At 43.1% G+C, this 6,000-nt stretch carries 5 protein-coding genes; all 5 read left to right on the top strand.

All coding sequences use genetic code 11. The annotated features are described in order from the left end of the window. The first annotated feature begins 429 nt into the window (after positions 1-429). Complete coding sequence (rpmH, locus tag GJV44_RS04300) at positions 430-564, top strand: 50S ribosomal protein L34 (protein ID WP_226806485.1); 135 nt, start codon at positions 430-432, stop codon at positions 562-564. Positions 565-661: 97 nt separating this feature from the next. After that, positions 662-1,078: a ribonuclease P protein component gene (gene rnpA / locus GJV44_RS04295; RefSeq protein ID WP_226806484.1), complete on the top strand. Its 417-nt coding sequence runs from the start codon at positions 662-664 to the stop codon at positions 1,076-1,078. Then, entirely contained in the window at positions 1,075-1,305 is a 231-nt protein-coding gene (gene yidD / locus GJV44_RS04290) for a membrane protein insertion efficiency factor YidD (RefSeq protein WP_226806483.1), read from the top strand. The genes rnpA and yidD overlap by 4 nt, the downstream gene beginning before the upstream one ends. A gap of 31 nt (positions 1,306-1,336) precedes the next feature. Then, positions 1,337-2,944, top strand: coding sequence for a membrane protein insertase YidC (gene yidC, locus GJV44_RS04285; protein ID WP_226806482.1), 1,608 nt, complete (start codon positions 1,337-1,339; stop codon positions 2,942-2,944). Between the two features lie 159 nt (positions 2,945-3,103). Beyond that, the gene (gene mnmE / locus GJV44_RS04280; RefSeq protein ID WP_226806481.1) at positions 3,104-4,495 is read left to right on the top strand and encodes a tRNA uridine-5-carboxymethylaminomethyl(34) synthesis GTPase MnmE; all 1,392 of its coding nucleotides are present in this window, start codon (positions 3,104-3,106) and stop codon (positions 4,493-4,495) included. Positions 4,496-6,000: the final 1,505 nt, after the last annotated feature.

The raw sequence follows: 6,000 nt of genomic DNA, 5'->3' as shown, positions 1-6,000 counted from the left end.
GTGGTTTGTTATGGTGTCGCGACGTTATATCAGCTGCACCGCTCGACGCGAACGACGCCGTGTCCGTCAAGAGTATCTGCATAGGATTACATGCAAAGCTGGAGGCACATCTAAGTTGCAGATGCGATCAGGGATTAGATATTTTGTCGGCCGAAATGACGCACTAGATTTAGGATAACTAGAATTCTACTGCCAAACACCGCAGGTAGGTAAGTTATCCACAGGGCTATTCTAGTACTGTTATCACGGATGTTAAAGGCGGCAGGCTTCACCGATGAATGTAAGATATTGACGCCGAAAAGAAAAGCGGATTAAATAAAACAATCCAAAAGTATATTTTTTAGCTTAGCGTCGCGCTTCGATTATGCGAAAATTTTTGGTTCTTAAAAAATACGCTTCTCAGACCATCCTTTAACGAGTACAAGCAATATGAAACGCACCTATCAACCGTCCGTGACGTGCCGAAAGCGCACCCATGGTTTCCGTGTTCGCATGAAGACCGTGGGCGGTAGAAGAGTTATTAATACGCGCCGCGCGAAAGGCCGGAAGCGCCTGGCTGTTTAGGGCCGCTGCGGCTGCCATCCACTATATTTAAGATCACGTTAGACATCCCGCGTCGTGTGTTGTTAGTCCGCCCTTCCCTGAATAAGAAGCCTATTGCGTGCGAACGATATACTCTAATTTTCCAAAAACCGCAAGGCTACTGAAAACGGATGATTTCTCATCCGTTTTTCGTTTACGTCCATGTGCTCGCTCTACTCACTTCGTGCTATATGGCTATCCAACCGGGCAGGTAGCACGGCTTGGCATAGTTGTTAGCAAGAAGCAGGCGCCGCGCGCAGTTACGCGCAATCTGATTAAGCGGCTAATTCGTGAGGCGTTTCGCGTGCGACGCCTAGAGCTACTGGGCTGGGATATTTTAATCCGGCTATCAGGTAAAATCGATCGTGCGCAGTTTACAAGTGCTAGATCTACGGCGCTCATACGCATGCTACAAGTTCAGATCGAAGTTTTATTTATGATGTTAAGCAAGAGACAGTTGAACCCTATACTTCCCAACACTGAAGCGGTGACATGAAAACAGTGTTGATTGCGCTCCTGCACTTCTACAGACTGGTAGTCAGCCCTTGTCTCATCAATCGCTGCCGTTTTTACCCTTCATGTTCAAACTACGCACGCGAAGCAATCCAGTATTATGGCGCTGCGAGAGGGGCTTATTTAGCAGTAAAACGATTATGCCGCTGCCATCCTTTTTCAGCGGGTGGTGTTGATCTAGTGCCGCCGGCTCATACTAATAGACGCTAGTCGTTCAGCTTATTTACTACGAGATTAACGTATGGACATCAAACGTACCGCCCTTTGGGCCATTTTCTTGATGTCAGTCCTCATTCTTTACGATAACTGGCAGCGAGAACATGAGCGTCCATCACTATTTTTCTCCAACACAACACTAATCCAGAGAGCGACTTCGACGGCACCCAGTGCACGTATCACGCCGCGTGCCCCTAAATTTGTGGTGAAAGGCCAACAGATTCACTTTAGGATGGATGTATATGATGGCGATATTAGTACGGTGGGCGGCACGTTATCTCGGCTGTCACTAACTAAGAGAGTGGAGGGAAAGCAACCAAATTTCTACATCACGCTATTTGACCAGACAGCTCATCATACGTATCTAGCGCGCACCGGCTTGATGGGCGGTAATTTCCCGAACCACAATGATATATTTACCATTTTACCTGGACCGACATTACTAGCAGACGGCGCAGATACATTGTCTATCAGCCTCGAATCGCTAGTTAAAAGCGGTGTGAAGGTAGTAAAAACCTATACGTTCACGCGGGGTAGCTATGTAATTGGTATCAACATAAGGATTGAGAATATTGGATCTGTCCCGGTGACGCCGACGATCTATATGGAATTAGTACGCGATGATACATCAGTCGAGACCCCGCGCTTTTCGCATACATTTATCGGTCCGGCTATCTACACTGAGCAGCATAAATTCGAGAAGATAAGTTTCTCGGATTTAGATAAGGGAAAAAAAGACTATGCACAGTCGGCCGATAACGGATGGGTCGCCATGCTGCAACACTATTTTGCCTCCGCATGGATTTTGAAAGAAGGTGTGCAGCGCCAATTTTATGCAGATAAACTCGGCCAGGCGCTGTACCGCGTCGGTATGAAGGAGTTAGTAACAAACATTGCTCCAGGTCAGCACGTAGATGTAACTGCACGCTTATTTGCTGGCCCGCAGGAGGAGCGCAAGCTAGAAAAAATCGCTCCAGGCCTCGAACTAGTCAAAGACTACGGCTGGGTGACGATCATTGCGAAGCCGTTGTTTTGGCTACTCGAGAAGATGTACGGTTTTCTCGGCAACTGGGGATGGGCAATTGTATTGTTAACGCTACTAATTAAGGTGGCGTTTTTCCCACTATCGGCTGCTAGTTATAAATCAATGGTACGGATGAAAGAGATTACACCGCGCATAGAGCAAATCCGCGAGAGGTTTAAGGGCGATCCGCAGAAGATAAACGTGGCGATCATGGAGCTCTACAAATCAAAGAAGGTAAACCCGTTTAGTGGTTGTCTGCCTATCGTCATTCAGATCCCGGTATTTATCTCATTGTATTGGGTGCTGCTGTCGTCAGTCGAGATGCGCGGCGCGCCATGGATTCTGTGGATTCATGATCTATCTCAGCAGGATCCTTACTTTATATTGCCGGTATTAATGACAATTTCGATGTTTCTACAGGCTAAACTGAATCCGAAACCGCCTGATCCGATGCAAGCGAAGATGATGATGTTCATGCCGATCGCATTCTCTGTAATGTTCTTCTTTTTTCCGGCTGGATTAGTGCTGTACTATGTTGTGAACAATATCCTATCGATTGCCCAGCAGTACTACATTACAGGCATGCTAAGTAAAAATAAGCAGCACTAAGTCTGTGAAGGGAAGGGTAAGTCGGCTTGCAAAGCAACTGACACCGGTCCACCCGTAGGTCATATGGTTTAGCGTGTTTTAGCAAACGCGTATTGCACGATTCAAAAAACGCAAGCCGCTATCTACACCGATGAGAATTGCTTCGCCTATTTATCTGATTTGATGCAAACCGATTTTGATCCAATCATAGCGATTGCCACTCCTCCAGGCCGTGGAGGTATAGGCGTAGTACGTATTTCATTCGGTACTTCTGGTGCCGACGCAGCAGCTCAGCTAATGGAAGTATTATTCCGCAATCAACTGACAGCCCGCCATGCTGTCTATGTGCCGTTTTGCGATGCGACTGGCGTGCCGCTGGATCGCGGCATTGGTCTATATTTTCCGGCACCCCATTCTTATACAGGCGAGCATATTATCGAGCTACAGGGACATGGCGGGCCAGTCGTATTACAGCTTGTGCTGCGGCGATGCCTTGATGCGGGTCGCAACATTGGCCTTCGGCTTGCTCAGCCCGGCGAATTTACGCGACGCGCTTTCTTGAACAACAAGCTTGATCTTACGCAGGCTGAGGCTGTAGCAGATCTAATAGAAGCCAGTACTGAGTCGGCTGCGCGCTCAGCTGGTTGTTCGTTAGAGGGCGCACTTTCACGCGAGGTCCATCTTCTAGTCGACGAGGTTATCAGCTTACGGATTCTGGTCGAGGCTACCCTTGATTTCCCAGAAGAAGACATCGATTTTCTATGTTCTACTGATGTGCGGGGAAAGCTAGCGCATATCCGAAATGCGCTAGCATCTATGCAGCACAATGCAAAACAAGGCGCATTGCTGCGCGAGGGCCTATCTGTCGTACTCGCTGGACAGCCAAATGTTGGAAAGTCCTCTCTACTAAATGCGTTAGCAGGTGCCGAACTGTCAATCGTGACACCTATTCCTGGCACAACGCGAGATAAGGTTTCTCAAACTATCCAGATCGAAGGAGTACCTCTACACGTGATCGATACAGCTGGCCTGCGAGATGCACAGAACGAGGTAGAGCGACTTGGTATTGCACGGTCATGGAATGAGATCAGGAAAGCAGATGTTGTGCTCCACTTACTAGATGCGCGCGATGGAATGAGCGAAAAAGATCGCGCGATCGCTGCACGGTTTCTCACTCGCGTGCCAGTCGTTCGAATCCTTAATAAGATTGACCTAACAGATATTAGGCCGGGCGTGCATGATATTATAGATGGAGCAGTATGCGAAGTTAGATTATCCGTAAAAGAATCGCTCGGTATTAATCTTTTGCGCTCTGAACTGCTGCGCATTGCTGGATGGAAATCAGATATAGAAAGTGTCTATCTAGCTCGCGAGCGTCATTTACGCGCATTATGTACGGCAGATGAGCATTTAGCGATAGCTTCAAAGTATGTCGAGTGTAATGTACAGATGCTCGATCTATTGGCTGAGGAGTTAAGACTCGCACAGGAGAAGTTAAATACAATCACTGGTGAATTTACGTCAGATGATTTGCTGGGAGCAATATTTAGCCGGTTCTGTATTGGGAAGTAATAAATATACGCTATATCTTTTAAAAATGCGTGATATAAAAATACTTTTTACTGAAGGTGTTGTAATACACACCTTATTTTTTCTTATTAAAAGTTGTGTAGTTATATGAAATACTCATTCCTACAACTTTCTAGAGTACAGTAAGATATAATGAGAGATGTTATATGCATCTCTCCATATCAACAAGCGGGTTTTATTAGTCTATCTTGTAGTAAGACAGCCTAGTCTTCAGGCTATTTTTTCTTTCCCTGGACATTACGGTTTCTCCTTGTGTGAAATTCATTGATACGTCCATGTGTATATAGAGCTTACTCATCGATGTTGATCGAAACATACTGATATAAGCAAAACCAAATTTTTTCCCTAGACTCACCTTTACTTGATAATTTCGACCTACTTCCGATGCACATCACACGTAAAAATATATGAAGAATGTGATTCACTAGCGGGCATCTTATAAAATTATTCAATGATCTAAAGCTGATTCAGTGGGATGGTAGTATTTTTCAGAAGATTTCAGAAGATGTTTCAGATATTCCTATCATAGGGAGGCATCCGCTCTGCTTGAGTTGACCGACTGTGCGATTACATACGAGTAGCGATATGTCATGAAATTACAGAGATAATATATATAAGTGACAAGATAACAAATGAATCTAAAAAAAAATATGTTGAACTATTTATATAAATAATAAATTACTCTCTAAATTTAGAGATAAGTTCTCAATTATATATAATATGCCTGATATTCTATCAGAGAATAACCGGGCATTAAAAAACATAGTAAATATTCGTTATTTAAACGAACATTTGTGCACTACTCTAATGACGATATAAGGGTTGTTTTCAGTCTAATTAAACTGTATAAGTTATATACATCGGAAAAATATACTGCGCTTATCAAAAATAATAATTCAGCTTAATATACTCCCTAGTTATACCTTTTTGAAAAAAAGATAGATTAGTTATAGTTTATAGTTTCACTGAAGATGAACGGCCTGGTTATTGTTTTTACATCTTAATCAGGCTTAATTGTCAAAAATTCAGCTTACTACCGAGAGAGAATTCTTTGGAAACTAATAGTATTTTTAGAAGAAACCGAACTGAATATCATTGATCTAGTATTTATTTGAATTTAATATTGTCTCTATTAAATTTTTTTCTATAATATTTCCAGTTTGAGTATCAATTTTTTTGATAAATAAAGGTATATTGCTGAAAGCACTACGGCAGCTGGTGTTTTGTTATTCAGAAAGAATAAATCTTTTGTTTTTTGTGTCCACACATCGAAAAGAGACGTGCATCGTTAATTGATATACTAATGTGCTTTAATACGGCACAGAAAGTCGTATGTATTCGAGAAAAAACAAAACAGAATTTTACATTCTATAATAAACTTTTTATAGATGCACTAACAATGTTTTTAATTCTAAACAGGATTCAGTTCTTCTTTATTTTCTTTCAATATATAGTTGTTTCTGCTTTGCACTGTACTTGTTATTGCT

Origin of the sequence: Candidatus Vallotiella adelgis (assembly GCF_020541305.1) — a bacterium.
In the GTDB taxonomy this organism is placed as follows: Bacteria; Pseudomonadota; Gammaproteobacteria; order Burkholderiales; family Burkholderiaceae; genus Mycetohabitans; species Mycetohabitans adelgis.
This window is presented reverse-complemented; position numbering and strand designations above follow the sequence as displayed.